Source organism: Acidimicrobiales bacterium, from assembly GCA_030747595.1.
Lineage (GTDB): Bacteria > Actinomycetota > Acidimicrobiia > Acidimicrobiales > MedAcidi-G1 > UBA9410.
In genome coordinates, this window is record JASLKK010000003.1 from 33325 (window position 1) to 50687 (window position 17363).

20 protein-coding genes and 1 tRNA gene are annotated in these 17363 nt (G+C 66.8%); 17 read left to right on the top strand and 4 right to left on the bottom strand.

Features of this window, described 5'->3' with window-relative positions; genetic code table 11:
• The first annotated feature begins 24 nt into the window (after positions 1 to 24).
• The 9 genes from QF777_02710 to QF777_02750 all read left to right on the top strand — a co-directional run bounded on the left by QF777_02710 (position 25) and on the right by QF777_02750 (position 8237).
• Positions 25 to 972 (top strand): CoA ester lyase, encoded by a 948-nt coding sequence (locus QF777_02710; protein MDP6910464.1) that lies wholly within the window; start codon positions 25 to 27, stop codon positions 970 to 972.
• 58 nt (positions 973 to 1030) lie between these two features.
• Entirely contained in the window at positions 1031 to 2203 is a 1173-nt protein-coding gene (locus tag QF777_02715) for a malate--CoA ligase subunit beta (protein ID MDP6910465.1), read from the top strand.
• A gap of 2 nt (positions 2204 to 2205) precedes the next feature.
• Positions 2206 to 3084, top strand: a complete 879-nt coding sequence (gene sucD, locus QF777_02720; protein MDP6910466.1) for a succinate--CoA ligase subunit alpha — start codon at positions 2206 to 2208, stop codon at positions 3082 to 3084.
• A 65-nt stretch (positions 3085 to 3149) separates the two neighbouring features.
• Positions 3150 to 3464 (top strand): XdhC family protein, encoded by a 315-nt coding sequence (locus QF777_02725; protein ID MDP6910467.1) that lies wholly within the window; start codon positions 3150 to 3152, stop codon positions 3462 to 3464.
• 45 nt (positions 3465 to 3509) lie between these two features.
• Positions 3510 to 4337 (top strand): XdhC/CoxI family protein, encoded by an 828-nt coding sequence (locus tag QF777_02730; GenBank protein ID MDP6910468.1) that lies wholly within the window; start codon positions 3510 to 3512, stop codon positions 4335 to 4337.
• A gap of 10 nt (positions 4338 to 4347) precedes the next feature.
• The gene (locus QF777_02735; protein ID MDP6910469.1) at positions 4348 to 4926 is read left to right on the top strand and encodes a nucleotidyltransferase family protein; all 579 of its coding nucleotides are present in this window, start codon (positions 4348 to 4350) and stop codon (positions 4924 to 4926) included.
• A complete protein-coding gene (locus tag QF777_02740) occupies positions 4917 to 6347 on the top strand; it encodes a DUF501 domain-containing protein (protein MDP6910470.1) in 1431 nt (476 codons plus the stop codon). The genes QF777_02735 and QF777_02740 overlap by 10 nt, the downstream gene beginning before the upstream one ends.
• Before the next feature lie 91 nt (positions 6348 to 6438).
• Positions 6439 to 7533, top strand: a complete 1095-nt coding sequence (locus QF777_02745) for an alanine--glyoxylate aminotransferase family protein (protein MDP6910471.1) — start codon at positions 6439 to 6441, stop codon at positions 7531 to 7533.
• A gap of 65 nt (positions 7534 to 7598) precedes the next feature.
• Positions 7599 to 8237: a GNAT family protein gene (locus QF777_02750; protein ID MDP6910472.1), complete on the top strand. Its 639-nt coding sequence runs from the start codon at positions 7599 to 7601 to the stop codon at positions 8235 to 8237.
• A 13-nt stretch (positions 8238 to 8250) separates the two neighbouring features.
• Here the strand turns inward: QF777_02750 and QF777_02755 are convergent, their stop codons facing one another.
• A complete protein-coding gene (locus QF777_02755) occupies positions 8251 to 9018 on the bottom strand; it encodes an enoyl-CoA hydratase (GenBank protein MDP6910473.1) in 768 nt (255 codons plus the stop codon).
• Positions 9019 to 9137: 119 nt separating this feature from the next.
• On the opposite strand from QF777_02755, the gene QF777_02760 reads away from it, so the two are divergent.
• Positions 9138 to 10400, top strand: coding sequence for an MFS transporter (locus QF777_02760; protein ID MDP6910474.1), 1263 nt, complete (start codon positions 9138 to 9140; stop codon positions 10398 to 10400).
• A gap of 45 nt (positions 10401 to 10445) precedes the next feature.
• Here the strand turns inward: QF777_02760 and QF777_02765 are convergent, their stop codons facing one another.
• Entirely contained in the window at positions 10446 to 11414 is a 969-nt protein-coding gene (locus tag QF777_02765) for a PD-(D/E)XK nuclease family protein (protein MDP6910475.1), read from the bottom strand.
• A gap of 53 nt (positions 11415 to 11467) precedes the next feature.
• On the opposite strand from QF777_02765, the gene QF777_02770 reads away from it, so the two are divergent.
• The 3 genes from QF777_02770 (at position 11468) to QF777_02780 (ending at position 12742) form a co-directional block, all read left to right on the top strand.
• Positions 11468 to 11818 (top strand): hypothetical protein, encoded by a 351-nt coding sequence (locus tag QF777_02770; GenBank protein MDP6910476.1) that lies wholly within the window; start codon positions 11468 to 11470, stop codon positions 11816 to 11818.
• A 30-nt stretch (positions 11819 to 11848) separates the two neighbouring features.
• A tRNA-Leu gene (locus tag QF777_02775) sits at positions 11849 to 11934 on the top strand.
• 64 nt (positions 11935 to 11998) lie between these two features.
• Complete coding sequence (locus tag QF777_02780; GenBank protein MDP6910477.1) at positions 11999 to 12742, top strand: nitroreductase family protein; 744 nt, start codon at positions 11999 to 12001, stop codon at positions 12740 to 12742.
• A 57-nt stretch (positions 12743 to 12799) separates the two neighbouring features.
• Here QF777_02780 and QF777_02785 read toward each other — a convergent pair whose 3' ends face one another.
• Complete coding sequence (locus tag QF777_02785) at positions 12800 to 13669, bottom strand: DMT family transporter (protein MDP6910478.1); 870 nt, start codon at positions 13667 to 13669, stop codon at positions 12800 to 12802.
• Positions 13670 to 13788: 119 nt separating this feature from the next.
• On the opposite strand from QF777_02785, the gene QF777_02790 reads away from it, so the two are divergent.
• The 4 genes from QF777_02790 (at position 13789) to QF777_02805 (ending at position 16654) form a co-directional block, all read left to right on the top strand.
• Entirely contained in the window at positions 13789 to 14235 is a 447-nt protein-coding gene (locus tag QF777_02790; protein MDP6910479.1) for a GFA family protein, read from the top strand.
• 97 nt (positions 14236 to 14332) lie between these two features.
• Positions 14333 to 14944 carry a LysM peptidoglycan-binding domain-containing protein gene (locus QF777_02795; GenBank protein MDP6910480.1) on the top strand — a complete coding sequence of 204 codons (612 nt, stop codon included), beginning with the start codon at positions 14333 to 14335 and terminating at the stop codon, positions 14942 to 14944.
• Complete coding sequence (locus tag QF777_02800) at positions 14941 to 16209, top strand: aconitase X catalytic domain-containing protein (GenBank protein MDP6910481.1); 1269 nt, start codon at positions 14941 to 14943, stop codon at positions 16207 to 16209. The genes QF777_02795 and QF777_02800 overlap by 4 nt, the downstream gene beginning before the upstream one ends.
• On the top strand, positions 16202 to 16654 hold the full coding sequence (locus QF777_02805) for a DUF126 domain-containing protein (protein MDP6910482.1): 453 nt from the start codon (positions 16202 to 16204) through the stop codon (positions 16652 to 16654). Before QF777_02800 ends, QF777_02805 begins: the two co-directional genes overlap by 8 nt.
• Here the strand turns inward: QF777_02805 and QF777_02810 are convergent.
• On the bottom strand, positions 16636 to 17355 hold the full coding sequence (locus tag QF777_02810; protein MDP6910483.1) for a hypothetical protein: 720 nt from the start codon (positions 17353 to 17355) through the stop codon (positions 16636 to 16638). The two genes, QF777_02805 and QF777_02810, sit on opposite strands and share 19 nt — an antisense overlap.
• Positions 17356 to 17363: the final 8 nt, after the last annotated feature.

The window sequence follows — 17363 nt, forward strand, 5'->3', positions numbered from 1 at the left end:
TGGGGCACTTCTTGTCGGAGCATCATGAGCCACACCCGATACGCCCCTGCCCGCCAGCGACTCCAACGGAGTGAGCTTGCCGTGCCTGGATCCAACCCGGCAATGTTCGAAAAGGCGGCAGCCAGCGACGTGGACTACGTGTTCCTGGACCTAGAGGACGCGGTCGCTCCCGGAGACAAGGAACAGGCACGCCGTAACGTCATCGAGGGTCTCCGGGACATCGACTGGCGAGGGCTGGGCAAGACCATCTCGGTTCGGATCAACGGCATCGACACCCATTACATGTACCGGGACGTCGTCGACGTGGTCGAGCAGGCCGGCGAGCACCTCGACACCATCCTCATTCCCAAGGTGGGCGTGGCTGCCGACGTCTACATGGTCGACGCCATGGTCACCCAGATCGAGGAGGCCACTGGACTCGACATCTCCGATGGCGGGATCGGCATCGAGGCTCTCGTCGAGACCACGCTCGGCATGGCCAACGTGGAGTCGATCGCCACCTCCAGTCGTCGGCTCGAGGCGATGCACTTTGGTGTCGCCGACTACGCGGCGAGCTGTCGAGCCCGCACCACCAACATCGGTGGTCTCAACCCGGACTACCCGGGAGACCAGTGGCATCAGGCTCTCTCGCGGATGCTGGTGGCCTGTCGGGCCTACGGCGTCCGACCTATTGACGGTCCGTTTGGCGACTTCAACGACCCCGACGGCTACCTGGATGGTGCCCGTCGTGCCGCCGCGCTGGGCTACGAGGGCAAGTGGGCCATCCATCCCTCCCAGATCGAGTTGGCCAACCAGGTCTTCTCGCCGCCCGCTGACGAGGTTGACCGGGCCCACCGGATCCTGGCGGCCCTCGAAGAAGCGGCTGCCGACGGTCGGGGAGCGGCTCAACTGGAGGGCCGGATGATCGACGCAGCGTCAGCCCGCATGGCCGCCAACGTGGTGGCCCAGGCCGCAGCCATCGCCGGTAAGTAGCCGAACCAGTAGATCCACGCCAGAAACGCGTTCGAGAAAGCAGGACGGAGACCAGTCCATGGACATCCACGAGTATCAGGCCAAGGCTCTGCTCTCGGAATTCGGCGTACCGATCGCCACCGGAGGTCTCGCCTACAGCCCGGAGCAGGCGGCCTATCGCGCCAAGGAGATCGGTGGCGAGAAGTGGGTCGTCAAGGCCCAGATCCATTCCGGGGCGCGAGGCAAGGCCGGCGGCATCCGCATGTGCGCTGACGAAAACGAGGTCTGGGAGGCCGCCGACGACTTGCTCGGTCGTCGACTGGTGACCAACCAGACCGGTCCGGCCGGCAAGGGCGTCTATCGCCTCTACATCGAGCCCGTGGTGCCCTTCGAATGTGAGCTCTACCTCTCCATGGTGCTCGACCGCCAAACCGAACGGATCGTGCTCGTCATGTCCGGATCTGGTGGCATGGAGATCGAGGAGCTGGCCGAGACCGACCCCGGGGCCATCCACCGCACCCACATCGAGCCAGCGGTCGGACTCCAGGGCTTCCAAGCTCGGGAGGCCGCCTTCGCCTGCGGCCTGGACGCCGGGCTGATCTCCCAAGCCGAGACCCTGCTGCTGGGGGCCTACCGATCCTTCCGGAACCTTGACGCCACCCTGCTCGAAATCAACCCGCTGGTGGTCACCGAGGAGGGTCGTCTACTGGCGCTGGACGCCAAGATGAGCTTCGACGACAACGCCCTGTTCCGTCACCAGAACGTGTCCGAACTCCGGGACAAGTCACAGGAGAACCCCCGTGAGATGAACGCCGCTGACCGTGGTCTCAGCTATGTGGGTCTCGACGGCAACATCGGCTGCATCATCAACGGGGCCGGCCTGGCCATGGCCACCATGGACATGATCAAGCACGCTGGCGGGGAGCCGGCCAACTTCTTGGACATCGGCGGTGGGGCCTCGCCCGACCGGGTGGCCAAGGCATTCAAACTGGTCCTGTCCGACGACCGGGTTGAGGCGATCCTCGTGAACATCTTCGCCGGCATCAACCGCTGCGACTGGGTGGCCGAGGGCGTCGTGAAGGCCATGACCGAACTAGACGTGAAGGTCCCGGTGGTCGTAAGGCTGTCGGGCACCAACGTCGAAGAGGGGCGTCGCATCCTCGACGAGAGCGACGTCGACACCATCACCGCAGAGACGCTGGCCGAGGCCGGCGAGAAGTCTGTGGCCGCCGTGTCCTGGGAGGCGAACTAGTCATGAGCATCATCGTGAACGAGAAGACCCCAGTCATCGTCCAGGGGTTCACCGGACGCATGGGCACGTTTCATGCCGAGGAGATGATCGAGTACGGGACGAACCTCGTCGGGGGGATCGCGCCCGGCAAGAGCGGGTCGGACCATCTGGGATTACCGGTGTTCGATACCGTCAAGGACGCCGTCAACGAAACGGGGGCTGAGGCGAGCATCGTGTTCGTCCCGCCACCCTTCGCTGCTGACGCCATCATGGAGGCTGCCGACGCCGGCATTGCCCACTGTGTGTGCATCACCGACGGCATCCCGGCCCAGGACATGATGAAGGTCAAGCGCTACATGCGGACCAAGCGGGTCGAGAGGCGAATGACCCTCATGGGCCCGAACTGCGCCGGCGTGATAAGTCCCGGCAAAGCCTTGCTCGGAATCATGCCCGGCCACATCTACGTCAATGGCCCGGTGGGCATCATTGGACGCTCCGGAACGCTGGGCTATGAGGCCGCCTCGCAGCTCAAGGCGTTGGGCATCGGGGTGAGTACCAGTGTTGGAATCGGCGGTGATCCCATCAATGGAAGTTCGTTCACCGACCACCTCAAGGCTTTCGAGCAGGATCCCGAGACCAGCTTGGTCTGCGTCATCGGCGAGATCGGTGGCCCACAGGAGGCTCAGGCAGCGGCGTTCGCCAAAGAACACATGCATAAGAAGGTGGTGGCTTACATCGCCGGCCTGTCGGCCCCCAAGGGTCGAACCATGGGCCATGCCGGAGCCATCGTCACCGGTCCCGGTGAGTCAGCGGCTGAGAAGGTCGAGATTATGAAGGACCACGGGGTGACGGTGGTCGAGCGACCGTCGGACTTCGGAGGCGTCATCTCCAAGCTCCTCTGACGTACCGACCCAGGGCTCCTCACGGAAGACGGTGGCGGCACGACGATGGGCCATAGCCTGCGGGCGTGCGAGAGTTGATCAACGACATCCAGCGGTGGCGCCGTCAGGGCCATCGGGTCGCGCTGGCCCGCGTTGTCGACGTGGAGGGCTCCGGGCCACGTCTGCCGGGCGCGGCGATGGCCGTTGCCGAGGGTGGCGAGGTCGCCGGATCGGTCTCGGGAGGCTGTGTCGAGGGAGCCGTGGTCTCCGAGGCGCTCGAGGTGCTGGCCACCGGTGACCGTCGCATGGTCTCCTTCGGGTACAGCGACGATGAAGCGTTCGCCGTCGGATTGACGTGTGGTGGCACCGTCCACATCTTCGTCGAACCCCTGGACTGGTAACCGGTGCCTGCGTCGACAGAGGGACGGACCGTTAAGGCTGGTGGGATGGACCAGATCTTCGACCGACTGGCCGAACTATTGGTCGACGAGGTGCCCGTGGCGTTAGCCACCGTCATCGATGAGACCGGCGAGGCAGTACCAGCAACGGGGGAGTCAGCGGTGGGCCGCCACCTGCTGGTCCGGCGTACCACCGGAGGTGGCGTCGAGGTTCTGGGTTCACTCGGTGACGAGGGGCTGGACCGGGTCGTCTCTCGTGACGCGCTCGGTGAACTGTCGGCCGGCCGCAGCGGTGTCCGCCACTATGGCGAACACGGCGAGGCTCGTGAGGAGACCATCTCAGTCTTCGTTGAGTCGTTCGCCGCTCCGCCTCGGATGCTGGTGTTCGGAGCGGTGGACTTCACCGCGGCGCTCGTGCGGGTGGCCAAGGTGCTGGGCTACCGGGTCACGGTGTGCGACGCCCGCGAAGTATTCGCCACTACGCAGCGGTTCCCGCTGGCTGATGAGGTCGTTGTGGACTGGCCCGACAGGCTCCTCGCCGAAGTCGGTCACGATCTCCGTCGCCGTGATGTGGTGTGCGTGCTCACCCACGACGTGAAGTTCGATGTGCCTGCCATCATCGGGGCGCTGGCCACCTCGGTCGGCTACATCGGGGTCATGGGGTCCAGACGAACACATGACGACCGCCTGGAGCGACTCCGGGAAGCCGGCGTAACCGACGAGGAGTTGGCTCGGCTGCGGTCACCCATCGGGCTGGACATCGGCGCCCGGACACCCGAGGAGACAGCCATCTCCATCGTGTCGGAGATCATCGCCCTGCGGACCGGACGTTCGGCTCGGGGGCTCTCGGCCACCGACGGCCCGATTCACGACTAAAGACGCAACCGTGCCTTCTGTGGGCGATAGGGCTACCCGAGCCGCCGTGGTGCTGGCCGCCGGAGGCGGCACCCGCTGGGAGGGCGACGGTCACAAGTTGCTGGCCGAACTGAACGGACGACCCTTAGCTGCCCACGCGTTGGACGCCGCTGCCGAAGCTGGCCTGGATGAACTTGTCGTGGTGACGGGGGCCGTGGACCTTTCCGCGGTGATCCCGGATGGGGCGACGGTGCTGCACAACGACCGGTGGGCTGAAGGCCAGGCCGCTTCCCTTCACTTGGCCCTGACCCATGCGGTGATCGCCGGCCACGACGCCGTTGTGGTGGGTCTGGCCGACAGTCCGGGTGTGCCGGCTGAGGCATGGCGGGCGGTTGCCTCGGTCGACGCCATTCTGGCCGTTGCCACCTTCGGCGGAAGCCGCCGTCCACCGACGCTGATCGGACGGAGCCTCTGGGGGGACCTTCCCGAGACCGGCGACGAGGGGGCGCGGACGCTTCTGGCCGAGCGGTCGGACCTCGTGGTGGAAGTACCGTGCCCGGGCGATCCCGCTGACGTGGACACCATGGAGGACCTCCGCCGATGGAGATGAGCCACGGTCGTACGACCGAGGGGCACGACGATCGGCCGACCGAGGGGCTGGTCGTAGAAGAACTTCTGGGTCGGCGACCCGAGGGGGCGTTCGTCGTCGTCGTCCGCGATGAGGACGGCACGCCGGTGGTCATTCGCAACCATCCGCTGCTGGACGACGGACGACCTATGCCCACCCGGTACTGGCTGGTTGGCAACGCCCTCCGGACGCGCATCGGCACGTTGGAGTCGACCGGCGGGGTCCGCGACGCCGAAGCGGCTTGTGATCCCACCGAGTTGGCCGAGGCTCATGGTCGGTACGCCGCCGAGCGTGATGCGGCTATTCCGGCCGACCACGAGGGACATCGCCCGTCAGGCGGTGTTGGTGGCACCCGCCAAGGGGTCAAGTGCCTCCATGCCCACTATGCGTGGTTCCTGGCCGGTGGCGACGACCCGGTGGGCCGCTGGATCCATGGCCGACTCGCTCCCGAGAGGACCGCGGGCGGGGAGCCGGAGGTGGGAGTAGTGGCCGCCATTGACTGCGGGACGAACTCCACGCGCCTCCTGATTGGTCGGGCTTCTGCTGGTTCGAGTCTGGCGGGATTCGAGACCCTCGACCGGCAGATGCACATCACCCGGATGGGGGAGGGGGTCGACGCCACGGGGCGACTGGCACCGCAGGCCATCGACCGGGTGTTGGCCGTCCTCGGTCGGTACCGCGAGGCCATGGATGCCTATGGGGTGGCCAGTTGTCGGATCACCGCCACCTCGGCGGCCCGGGACGCGGCCAATCGCGATGAGTTCTTCGACGCGGCCGAAGCCATCGTGGGATTCCGGCCCGAGTTGTTGTCTGGCCTGGACGAGGGGCGGCTGTCGTTCGCCGGAGCTACCGCGGACCTCGACGCCGACGATGGACCGTTCCTGGTTGTCGACATCGGCGGTGGATCGACGGAGTTCGTGGTCGGCACCACCGACGCCGAGGCGGCCTGGTCGTGCGACATTGGATGCGTCCGACTCACCGAACAGTGGATCGACCACGATCCGGCCCGACCCGAAGAGTTGGTGGCCTGCTTGTCGGTCACCGAAGCCCACCTCGATGAGGTGCTGCTCGAGGTTCCGGGGGCGGCCGACGCCCGCACGCTTGTCGGATTGGCCGGCACCGTGTCGTGCACGGCGGCCGTCGAGATTGGCCTGGCCGCCTACGACCGGGAACGAATCCACCATTTCCGACTCTCCAAGGAGGCGGTGGAGGACGTATACCGAACGCTGGCCACCGAGGATCGTGACGAACGCATGGCCAATCCGGGAATGGAGGAAGCGCGGGCTGACGTCATCGTGGGTGGCCTCTCGATCCTCGTGAAGGTGATGCGCCAGTTCGGCTTCGACGAGTGCCTGGTATCGGAATCTGACATCCTCGACGGCTTGGTGGCCTCGCAGGTTTGACCGTTCGACGAAGGCGGAGGCCCCAAGAACGTATTTCCTGAGGGGAGATAACTTTCCCACCAGTAGTGATTTATGGACTAGCCTGCGCTCCATGTCGCACGCTGACCGCATCCTCATGGGCCCCGGCCCCGGGAATCCGTACCCGGAGGTTATGGAAGCCTTCAGTCGCCCGGTCATCGGCCACCTGGACCCGGACTTCATCGCTCTTCTGGACGAGACCAACGACCGCCTCCGCCAGGTATTCCGCACCGCCAACCCGCTGACCTTTTCCGTATCGGCGACCGGCTCGGCGGGCATGGAAGCCACCTTCGTCAACGTGCTGGGCCCCGGCGACGTGGTCGTCATCGGCGTCAATGGCGTGTTCGGCGAGCGCATGTGTGACGTCGCGTCGCGCTGCGGCGCCGAGGTCGTCCGAGTCGACGCCGAATGGGGCACGGCCATCGACCCCCAGACCCTGCTCGACGCCCATCCGTCGCCCAAGGTCATTGCCGTGGTGCATGCCGAGACCTCGACCGGCGTTCGCAACGACATTGCTCCCATCGGGGCCGGAAAGGGCGACGCTCTGCTTCTCGTGGACTGTGTCACCTCCCTCGGCGGCATCCCGTTGGAGGTCGACGCCTGGGGCGTCGACCTGGCCTACAGCGGAACCCAGAAGTGCCTCGGGGTACCGCCCGGCCTCTCGCCGGTGACCGTGTCGCAGGCCGCCATTGAAGGCTTCGTCGAGAAGTCACAGTCCTGGTACCTCGACTTCGCCATGATCGCCAACTACGTGACCGGTGGCGGCGCTCGCGCCTACCACCACACCGCTCCCATCTCCATGCTGTACGCGCTCCACGCCGGTCTGGGCGTGGTGCTCGACGAGGGGCTCGAGAACGTCCAGGCCCGACACCAGGCATGTGGTGACCGGCTACAGGAAGGCCTCGTCAAGCGGGGCTTCGAACTCTTCGCCCAGGAGGGCCACCGGCTACCGGAGCTCACCTCTGTGATCGTCCCGGTGGACCGACTGCCCTCCGGCGTCGACGAAGCGGGCGTACGCAAGCGCCTCCTGGTCGACTACGGGATCGAAGTTGGCGGTGGACTCGGGCCGGTGGCCGGCCGGGTCTGGCGAATCGGCTGCATGGGCCACACCGCCCGCCAACGCAATGTGACTCTCTTGCTGGGTGCCCTGGACGAGATCCTGAGCTGACCTGCCGGAGCCCGTGGGTGGGTCCCGGGTTGTCCATAGACCCGGGCCGCCGGGGAAGATGCATCGTGGCTACCGAGGAGATCGTCGACAGCCCGGTCGTCCAGGGCCGGCGACTGGTTCTGCGACCCCTGGAGTCTGACGACTTCCAGGACTGGCGTGACGTCCGGCGACGCAACGCCGACTGGCTGACCAGTTGGGAGCCCCGCCGGGGATTCGGCCAACCCGACCCGGTGGAAGATCAGCAGGCGTTCGCCATGCGGTGCGCTACCCGGCGACGGGAACGCCAACTGGGCACAGGCTGGGGATTCGGCGTGTTTGTCATCGGTGACGTCGCGTCGCCCGCCTTCGCCGGCGAAATAAACCTCGCCAACGTGGTCCGTGGCGCCTTTCGCAGCGCCCACGTGGGGTACTGGATGGACGAGGACTTAGCCGGCAACGGCTACATCCCCGAAGCCCTGGCCGCACTCTGCAGATTCGCCTTCGACGAGGTTGACCTGCACCGCGTCCAGGTGTCGATCGTGCCCCGCAACACGAGGTCCCGTCGAGTGGTCGAGAAGTTGGAGTTCCGCTGCGAAGGACTCGCCGAGCGTTACCTGGAGATCGCCGGAGTGTGGGAGGACCACCTTCGCTACGCCATGACCGCCGAGGAGTGGTGTGTGCGACGAGCCGAACTGGTCGGCACGTGGCTGGAGGACGCGGGCTAGTTCTCGACGATTTTCACTTGTTTCCAGCGATCTTCGCCTGGAGCTTGGCCACCATCTCGGTGAAGGCCGGCTGACGCATCGACCAGACCTGGGGTTCGATCTCCAACTGCACCGACGGGACCGAGTCGGTCACCGCCGCGGTGTCGTGCAGGGTCTGCTTGGTGACGGCCACCAGTTCGCGTGGGTGCTTGGCCGCCTTGGCTGCGTACTCCACCGCCCGGTTCAGGAGGTCGTCGTCGTCCACGCAGTCCCAGGCCACGCCGTGCCGGACTGCCTCCTCGCCGTTCAGAATCTGTTCGAACAACACCATGGCTTTGGCTGTCTGGAGGTCGGTGATGTTGCGTAGGCGCCACGTGTGGCCGCCGCCCGGGTGGATACCGATAGTCAGGAACCGAGAGTCGAACCGGGCTGACCGGCCGGCGATGACCAGGTCGCAGGCCAGGATCATGTTCATCCCGGCGCCCACCGCTGCACCGTTGACGGCCGCCACCGTGGGAAGCGGCGTGTGGGCCACACGAAGAAAGCCCCGGTAGATGTCGGGGAGCGAACCGTCGGCTCCGTCTTTGCCGGCATCCAACAGGTCGTCCAGCACCGCTCCGGCGCAGAATGCCCGCCCCTCGCCGGTGAGGACGACCGCTCCGACGCCCTCGTCGGCCTCCAACTCGTCAAAGGCCGTGAGCAGCTCGTCGTTCAACTCGTTGCTGATCACGTTGCGACGATCGGGATCGTCGAAGGTCAGGATGGCCACACGGTCGCGTCGTTCGATTCTCAGCATGCTCATGGTCGGAGTCTCGCACGGGCCCGATCGGAGCTGACCATCAGAGTTCTGGCCATCAGAGTGCAGGCAGCCCCAGATGTCCGCTAGCCGGTGCGGACGGGGCCTCATCTAGGGTCGAAATCATGTCGACCGGAGCTCAAGTCTCGCCCGGTCGGCGGTATCCGGCGATGGCCTTCCGCAACTATCGACTCTTCTGGATCGGTGGTGCGCTCACCAATAACGGCCGGTGGACCCAGTACGTGGCCACCTACTGGATCGTGTACCAGATCACCGAGTCCGCGGCCTGGGTGGGGACTGCCGCCTTCGCGTCGTTCATCCCGATGCTGATCACCAATCCGGTGGCCGGCTACGTGTCGGACCGCTTCGACCGCCGAAAGGTGCTGCTGTGCACGAACACGGGCTGCTCCCTGCTGGCTGCGCTGATGGCCATCACCTGGGGTCTGGGCGTTCGCAACGTGGCAGCCTGGATCGGCCTTTTGTTGGCTGGTGGGTTCGTCTACGGGATCCAGCTGCCCACCTGGCAGTCATTCGTGGCCGAATGCGTCCCCCGCGAGCACCTCCGCAACGCCATCACCTTGAACTCAACCCAATTCAACGCGGCCCGGACGTTCGGCCCGGCTCTCGGCGGTGTACTCATCGGAACGGTCGGACCCGGGTGGGCGTTGTTCGTGGCGGCCGCCTTCTACGGTCCGGTCCTCACCGCGTTGTACCTGATTCGGGCCTCTGACCTGTTCCGGCCCGAACGGGTGCCCGACGGGAATCCGACCGACCATGCGCCGTCGATCCTCGGGGACTATCGGGAGTCGATCCGGTACGTCCTGGGCTCGCCGGGCATCAGAGTGGCCATCGGGACCACCGCTCTCGTGTCGACCATGGGTCAGCCGGTGGTCCAGCAGATCGTGGTGTTCGCCGAGGAGGTGTTCGAGGTCTCGCCGTTCTGGTTCGGCATGCTCGGTTCGGCGCAGGGCCTGGGTGCCCTGCTGGCCGCCCCGCTAATCGTCGGGGAACTCGGGCAGATGAAGCGCTCCAGGATCCAGGTGTTCGCCACCTGCGGGTACGGCATCGCTCTCATGTTGTTCGCGGCCGCTCCAGTCCTCTGGATGGGGTTCGTGGGACTAGGCCTGATCGGATGCATGCACCTCGGGTCGGCCTCCAACCTGAACGCCACCGTGCAACTCCAGGTCGACGACACCATTCGTGGGCGGGTGATGGCCCTGTACCTGATGGGGGTGCTGGGGGTGTCGCCATTCGCCAACTTGGCCATGGGGGCGGCCATCGCCGTGTTCGGCCCCCGCCCGGTCGTGGCCTTCGCCGGTCTCGTGGTGCTCGGCGGGGGAGTGTTCCTCCACCTCACGGGCCGGTTCCGACTCCTCGACGTCAATTGAGCAGCGATCCGAGCGGACGGCCGACCTGAGACGACCGGCTGATCGTCAGTCGTCGTCGAACTCGGCTCGATGGGCCTGACCGACATCGCATTCGTCATAGGCCGGACACCACCTGCAGGGTGGTCCCGGTATCCGGTTCGGCGTTCGGCCGCCGTGGCGGAGCTCGACCAGTCGCCCGACGCCGTCGGCCACCCGGGCAATGGTGGTTCGGAGGGTTTCGATGGTCACCGCCTCGGGGACGAAGTGGGCCCGATCCAGATAGTAGGAAGCCAACATCCGCGGTGGAACGCCGATCCGGAGTGCATCGATCAGGGCGTAGAAGCGGAGGTCCTCGCGGTGAAGGGGAAGAGACGTGCCGGTCTTGAAGTCCACGATGACCTTGCCGGCCTGGAGCCCGCGGGCCGTGCCCAAGGAGAGGTCGACCTTGCCGTCGAGGACTACCCGGCCGTCACACAACTCGGCCCGGAGTCGGGACTCGGTGACCGGTCGCCAGGCCGGCTGGAGGCGAGGCCAGCACTCCACGAACTTCGTGAAGGAGTCCACGGCAAGGGAACGCAGTTCGGCCCGTTCGGCCTCGGACACCCCCTGGAGCCAGTAGCCCAGGCCCCGGTCCTCAGCTTCGAGGCGGGCCAGGGCCTCGTCGACCAGGGACGGAGGCTCGAAGTCCCGTCGCCAGTGGACGGCCAGTTCCACGGCTTTGTGCACCACTGATCCACGGGCGATGGGCACCCGCCATTCGAAATCCTCGGCATCCTCGGCGAGGTACTTTGCCTCGCACCCGTGGACCTGACCGAGTCGGTGTTTGGAGAGGTAGACGTCCTCGTTCGGCGGGAGGGCGTCAAGGTGCGGCTCGATGGCCGTCTCGAGGGCCGCTCGGAGGTGCGGGCGGAGGTCCTCGTCGAATTCCGGGCGATCGCCGGCCCTGGCGCCCAACTCGTCGAGCACCGCCTGCTGGGCGGGGTTCAGCTCCTCGCGTTTGGTGGTGGGGTCATCGGCCCCTCGGTCTTCCGACATGAGACGAGTATGACCCGAGAGGGCTGTCACAGGCGGGCGCGAAGATCGTCGGCATGGAGCGGAGAGATGAGAGATCACCAAGAGCGGGTACCGGGCGCAGCGAGAGCCCGGGGGCCATCCGGTTCGCCGAAGCGGCCCGGTCGATCGGGCGGGCCGCCCGGTTGCGGGGCCTCGAGGTGCCGACCTTCCGGAGCCCACCCGGCCTGGAGGGGGTGCAGCGAACCATCCGGCGACGCGGCGCGTCGGCCACCGTCTCGGTGGTGGTCCGGGGTCGCCCCTGGGGTGCCGTGCTGGCCGACATGGTCGAAGGCGTGGCGGTAGCCAACGAGTTGGACAGTCGACGGGCCGACACCGTGCGAGCCGCGTTGTGGCAAGCCGTCGACGAACCGGCGCTCGCAGCCTGAGGCCTGCGGGCTGGCTACCGTGGGCGGTACGCCCGGGTGGCGGAACTGGTAGACGCAGCGGGCTTAAACCCCGCGGCCCCTCCGGGGGCGTACAGGTTCGAATCCTGTCCCGGGCACGGCTATTCCGATCGCGTACCGCTGCGGTTCCGGACGAGGGGGAGCGCGGGGGAGAATGTCCCCATGTCAGAATCCCCCGATGCCCAGATGGGCGAATCGCCCTACCGGTACCCCTATCCGTCGCCTGACCTGGCTGCCCGACATCCCTTCGTGGTCCATGACCATCAGCGGGTCGATGACGACACCATGCGCAGCCGTGCCGAGGCGTTTCGCTCCTCGGTCGACCGTCGACGCAGCATTCGGATGTTCAGCCCCGACCCGGTACCCCGGGACCTCATCGAGTCGGCGGTGGCCGCTGCCTCGACCGCCCCCTCTGGTGCCCACAAACAGCCGTGGACCTTCGTAGCGGTCTCCGACCCGGCGACCAAGGAACGGATCCGACTGGCCGCGGAAACCGAGGAGAAGGCCAACTACCTCGAGAACCGGATGAACGCCGAGTGGCAGGAGGCCCTGGCCCCGTTGGGGACCGATCACCACAAGGAGTTTCTGGAGGTGGCTCCGTGGCTGGTCGTCCTGTTCGAGCAGCGATACGAGTGTCGTCCGGACGGATCGAACCGAAAGAACTACTACGTCAAGGAGAGCACGGGCATCGCCGCTGGATTGTTCGTGGCGGCCATCCACGAGATCGGCCTGGCCACCCTTCCCCACACGCCGTCACCCATGGCCTTCCTGCGGACCGTGCTCGGCCGTCCCGACAACGAGCGCCCGTTCGTGATGTTCCCCGTTGGGCATCCACTTCCTGGTGCCTGTGTGCCTGACCTGGCCCGCAAGGCCCTCGAAGAGGTGCTGGTCGTCATCGACGACTGAACGACGTTCCCACGACCAGGGGGACCGGCAGGGCGCCTCGCCGGACGGGGAGACTCGTCAGAGTAGAAGAGCGGTGCCCACCACCGTGAGGGCGGCGCCCGCCCAGGCGCCGACGGTCGGAACTTGGCGCATCCGTAGCCACAGGAGGGGAAGCAGGATGACCGGCGTGGTGGCCGAGAGGATGGTGGCTACACCGGTATCGCCGTGCCCGAGCGACCACAGCAGCAGCGACATGCCCACCACCATGGCCACGAAGCCACTCCCGGCAAGCCGAAGATGGTCCAATGGCAGCAATGCGCCGCGCCGTGCCGGGCGAGCCAGCCGGTCACCGGGTCGGGCGAAGACCCAGAGGGCGATCGTGGCTATCACCACCCGGGCGGCTGCCACGGCCAGCGTGTCGGCTCCACCGTCGAGGATCGGCTTGACGGCCAATGCCCCGAGGGCCTGACCGAGGGCGCCGATACCGGCCCATGTCGCCCCGACCAGCAGTGATCCTTCGACCCGTTCGAAGACGTCGGTGTGGGTTCCGCTGCGTGAGCCGAAGTTCACGGCCAGAGTGATCCCGGCCACCGTCAGGACGGCGCCGACAAGAGCCCATGGGGCGAATGACTCGTCGAACAGCAGCACGCCACCCACCGCGGCCAACGGGGCATTGCAGGTGAACAGCACCGACGTTCGACGGGGACCGATCCGTGCCATGGCGGTGAACAACGCCAGATCGCCCACCAGGATCCCAACCAACCCCGACACGGCCAACAGGCCCAGATCGGACGCGTCCAGGGTCGTCCAGCCTCCGGTGGCGGTGACTAGGACGAGGAGCATGGCACTGACGTACAGCATCCGAATGCGGCAGAACCGGGGACCGCCGAGCCGACGCACCGGTTCGGCGGCGATGAGGCTGCTGCACGCCCAGGACGTGGCAGCCAGAAGAGCGGCGATCTGATAGGGCAGATCGGCAGTCCACCACCGGTGATCCGTTTCGGCACCATCGGATATGGGGCATCGGGTGTGGGTTCCGAGGTGCGGTGCCGTGCGAGGATGCGCGCATGGGTTCTGAACTACGGGCGTTCGAAGGCGAGGACGCCGCCGAAGAGCGAGCGACCGGAGGTTGTGCCTGCGGTGGAGTCCGCTACCGGGTCACCGGTGGGCTCCGTGACGTCGTCCACTGCCACTGCGAGCCGTGCCGGCGGATAACCGGCCACCACATGGCGGCCACCGCGGCGCGAGCTGAGGACCTCCACCTGGAGTCCGACGAAACGCTCCAGTGGTACCAGCGAACCGAGACCGTCCGGTACGGGTTCTGTTCGGCGTGTGGCGGCACCCTGTTCTGGGAGGCCACCGACAAGGCGAACCGTGTGTCGATCGCCGCCGGCACCCTTGACCAGCCGTCCGGCCTGCGAACGGGGGTGGCCATCTACGCTGGCGATGCCGGCGACTACCACCACCTCGACCCAACGATCGAGACTTTCGATGGCGACCAGGCCGTCGACTAACCGTCCATCATCGAGCCCAGGGTGGACCAGGTCTGACCGCCTCTCGAACTCCACGGGGGTACCCGGTGGGGCGGGGTGCCGGATCTATGCTCCGACCATGCGCAGGCTCGCCTTTTCCCTGACCGTTCTCGCCTTGGTTGCCACCGCCTGTGGCGGCTCCGACGACGATCCTGTCGTCGTCCCGGCCACCACGACGGCCATCTTCGCTACCACCACGGTTGATGTACCGACCGGCGACGCCTCGGCCGCCACGACCACGACTGAGGCCGTATACGAGGCGCCCACGACCACGACCACGATCACAGCGGCGCCGGCCACCACCACGGAGGCACCTCCGGAGGTCGCCGAGTCGGTGACCGTCGAGGCCGGCGATTCGCTGTCCAAGATCGCCAAGCGGTTCGGCACCAACGTCGACACGCTGGTTCGCATCAACGAACTGTGCGACGCCAATCAGATCTTCGTCGGACAGGTCATCCTGCTCACCGATCCGGATGCCGACGAACCCGCCGAGGAAGGCGACGTTCTCATCGTGACCGTCATGGCCGGGGATTCGTTGACCAAGATCGCCAAGCGCCACGACACCACGGTCGAGGAGATCATGGAACGCAACGCCATCGACGACGCCAACCTCCTCTTCGTGGGTCAGGAACTGGTCATCGACGGGGACGTCCCGGCTCCTGACGAGCCTGAGGTCAACCCGAACTGTTGACGCTCCGCCTCGACGAGCGCGACGCCGCACGTCTGGCGGGAGACGAGGGTCCGGCAGTTGCCCTGGCCATGCGGGTGGTGACCCGGGTCGCCGAGGCCATGGAGGCCGACCGACTGTTGGACGTCGTCGGGGCCCACATCGACTCCTGCCTGTTCACGGGCATGGCCGCACTCGACTTTGCCGATCGCCTGGCTGGGGGTGGCGCCCGGGTTTCGGTGCCGACCACCCTGAACGTCTCGTCCCTCGACCTGCTCCACCCCGAACTCTCCCGGGGTGATCCGGAAGAGGCCCGATTGTCGCGCCTCCTCATGGAGCGGTTTGAGGAAATGGGCTGTCGGCCCACCTGGACCTGCGCGCCCTACCAACTTGAAGATCGCCCGGCCTTCGGTGAGCACGTGGCGTGGGCCGAGTCCAACGCCATCGTGTTCGCCAACTCTGTCCTCGGAGCACGCACCCACCGGTGGGGGGACTTCATCGACCTTTGCTGTGCGATCACCGGCCGTGCGCCGGCTGCCGGCCTGCACCTCGACGCCAACCGGGTGGCCACCGTGGTAGTTCGACTTAGCGAGGTGTCTGACGACCTCCTGGATCGTGACGTCCTCTACCCGGTACTCGGCGGCCTGCTCGGGTCGCTGGTCGGCAAGGCCGTCCCGGCCATCGTGGGCCTGCCGTCAGGGGTCTCCGAGGATCGGCTGAAGGCCGTCGGTGCCGCCGCGGCCTCGACGGGCAGCGTGGGCCTGTTCCACGTCGTGGGTAGCACGCCCGAAGCCCCCACGCTCGAAGCAGCGCTTGGAGGCCGTCCCCCGGTGGCCGAATTCCGGATCGGGCCATCGGAACTCCGGGTCGCTCGGGACCGACTCAGCACGACCACCGATGGCCACCTTCGTACGGTCAGCCTCGGCACGCCGCACTATTCGGTGGGGCAGTTCGGTCGCCTCGTCGAGGTTCTGGGCGACCGTCGCGTCCACGACGGGGTTGCCGTCTACGCCTCGACAGGTCGTGACGTGCTCCACGAGGTCGAGTTGCGTGGCTGGGCTGACCGCCTGGCCCGTGCCGGCGTCCAGTTGGTGGTCGACACCTGCACCTACTTCACGTCCATCATCGAGGACACGTCGGGTACTTCGATGACCGACTCGGCCAAGTGGGCCTACTACGCGCCGGGGAACCTCGGCGTCGAGGTGGTGTTCGGCAGCGTCGAGGACTGCGTCGAATCGGCGATCGCCGGCCGGGTGGTCCGTGACGAAGGGTTGTGGGCTCGTGCCTGAGCAGGTGCCTGCTCTGATGCTTGAGGGCCGGGCCATGGTGGCCGGCGAGGCATCGGGCCAGGTCCTCCGTCTGGACGAGCCTCTGAGTTTCTGGGGTGGCCTCGATCCGGCGACCGGCCGGATCATCGACCGGCGTCACCCCCAGGTCGGACAGTCGGTGACCAACCAGATACTGGTCATGCCCTCCGGTAGGGGCTCCAGTTCTGGAAGCAGCACCCTGTGCGAGGCGGTCCGTGCCGGGACGGGCCCGGCCGCCATCTTGATGGGGGAACCAGACGAGATCATTGCCCTCGGCGCTGTAGTGGCCGACGAGATCTACGGTCGACTGATCCCGGTGGTCGTTCTTCCGGCCGATCGGTTCGACGACCTGTCGACCGGTGTCCGAGTCGAGGTGTCCGGGGCGGTCTGTCGGGTCGGGGCGTCCGGTCAGACGGCGAGCGCGTAGCCCACAAGTCGTTCGTAGAGACTCCGGGCCTCGGCGACCACCGGTCGGAGGTGGGTTGGAACGGGTTCAGTGCTGGGCACCCCGGCCTCAAAGCCCGTGGACCGGTGGGTGCTGGCGTACCAGTGCTTGGCCCACACGCCGTCGGCGGGCTTGGGCCCGGCCGGCCACGAGAGCATGGCCGGGTCGAAGGGCAGGCCGAGGCGACCACACAACAGCCTCAGCATCGGCTCGGGTGAGGCCAGCAGTGCGGCTGAGTCGACCACGAGCGGTTCCTCGCCGGCGGCAAGCATGGCCTCCAGTAGCTCGACCTGGATGGACAACCCGGTGTCGGCCACCCCCACATCGGGGACGTTCTTCGCGAACGACGTCACCACCCGCTCCGGGTCCCGGATCAGGAGCATGTTGCGACACGATTCGAGGAAGTCCAGATCGAGGTCGACTGCGTGGTGGGCCATCTGCTTGAAGAAGACCACTGGCGTCGGATGGTCGCCGAGGATCACGTCTCGTACTACAGCTTCGCCGTCGGGATCCTGGCTGGCTAGCACCTCGGCCCTCCCGGGGTGCTGGCGCCCGGTCACCCGCAGGTAGTGGGCGTAGATCGGTTCGTCGAACACCTTGGTGTCGGCCCGTTGCCCGAAGGCGTACATGAACGACGTCGAGATGTTGCGTGGTCCCGACCAGCAGTTGATGCGAAGGGTCATCAGGAAAG

What these genes read in the sequence shown, in the direction of transcription:
- QF777_02710 (MDP6910464.1), top strand. Translation starts at nt 25, where the DNA reads ATGAGCCACACCCGATACGCCCCTGCCCGCCAGCGACTCCAACGGAGT.
- QF777_02715 (MDP6910465.1), top strand. Translation starts at nt 1,031, where the DNA reads ATGGACATCCACGAGTATCAGGCCAAGGCTCTGCTCTCGGAATTCGGC.
- sucD (MDP6910466.1), top strand. Translation starts at nt 2,206, where the DNA reads ATGAGCATCATCGTGAACGAGAAGACCCCAGTCATCGTCCAGGGGTTC.
- QF777_02730 (MDP6910468.1), top strand. Translation starts at nt 3,510, where the DNA reads ATGGACCAGATCTTCGACCGACTGGCCGAACTATTGGTCGACGAGGTG.
- QF777_02740 (MDP6910470.1), top strand. Translation starts at nt 4,917, where the DNA reads ATGGAGATGAGCCACGGTCGTACGACCGAGGGGCACGACGATCGGCCG.
- QF777_02745 (MDP6910471.1), top strand. Translation starts at nt 6,439, where the DNA reads ATGTCGCACGCTGACCGCATCCTCATGGGCCCCGGCCCCGGGAATCCG.
- QF777_02755 (MDP6910473.1), bottom strand. Translation starts at nt 9,018, where the DNA reads ATGAGCATGCTGAGAATCGAACGACGCGACCGTGTGGCCATCCTGACC.
- QF777_02760 (MDP6910474.1), top strand. Translation starts at nt 9,138, where the DNA reads ATGTCGACCGGAGCTCAAGTCTCGCCCGGTCGGCGGTATCCGGCGATG.
- QF777_02765 (MDP6910475.1), bottom strand. Translation starts at nt 11,414, where the DNA reads ATGTCGGAAGACCGAGGGGCCGATGACCCCACCACCAAACGCGAGGAG.
- QF777_02770 (MDP6910476.1), top strand. Translation starts at nt 11,468, where the DNA reads ATGGAGCGGAGAGATGAGAGATCACCAAGAGCGGGTACCGGGCGCAGC.
- QF777_02780 (MDP6910477.1), top strand. Translation starts at nt 11,999, where the DNA reads ATGTCAGAATCCCCCGATGCCCAGATGGGCGAATCGCCCTACCGGTAC.
- QF777_02790 (MDP6910479.1), top strand. Translation starts at nt 13,789, where the DNA reads ATGGGTTCTGAACTACGGGCGTTCGAAGGCGAGGACGCCGCCGAAGAG.
- QF777_02795 (MDP6910480.1), top strand. Translation starts at nt 14,333, where the DNA reads ATGCGCAGGCTCGCCTTTTCCCTGACCGTTCTCGCCTTGGTTGCCACC.
- QF777_02810 (MDP6910483.1), bottom strand. Translation starts at nt 17,355, where the DNA reads ATGACCCTTCGCATCAACTGCTGGTCGGGACCACGCAACATCTCGACG.